The following is a 418-nucleotide window of genomic DNA, read 5'->3' as shown; positions in this document are numbered from 1 at the left end:
AGTGCCTGGCGCAGCGCGGCGTGGCGCGGCCCCAGGGCCGCGGCCAGGGCCGTGGCGTGTTCCGTGGCCCAGGCCGGGGCGGTGGCGTCGCCGGTCTCCAGCAGCTGGCGCAGGGTTTGCAGCGCGGCGGCGCCTGCACCATCGGTCTCAGCCGGGTCAGGCGCGGGCTGAGGTTGCCCGGAGCGCGCCAGCCAGTCGCGCAAGCCGGCCACCAGCGTGTCCTGCCGGGCGCGCAGGTGCGCCAGCGCCTCGGCCAGCCCCGGATCGGGAACGGGCGCCGGTTCGTGGGCCGCCGCCGAGGTTTGCACCGCTTGCGATTCCCGTCCTTCCAGCGCCGCGCGCAAGCGCACATCCAGCGCCTGGGCCGCGTCCTGCACCGCCGTGGCCCCCAGGTTGCCCGCCACCCCCTTGAGCGTGT

1 pseudogene is annotated in these 418 nt (G+C 77.3%); it reads right to left on the bottom strand.

From position 1 onward, the window contains the following. Positions 1-418, bottom strand: a pseudogene (locus HA630_RS26735) (hypothetical protein); the annotation flags it as partial.

The sequence above is a fragment of the Aquabacterium sp. A08 genome, from assembly GCF_011742065.1.
The sequence above is the reverse complement of the archived record's forward strand: the minus strand, read 5'-3'. Positions and strand labels throughout refer to the sequence as shown.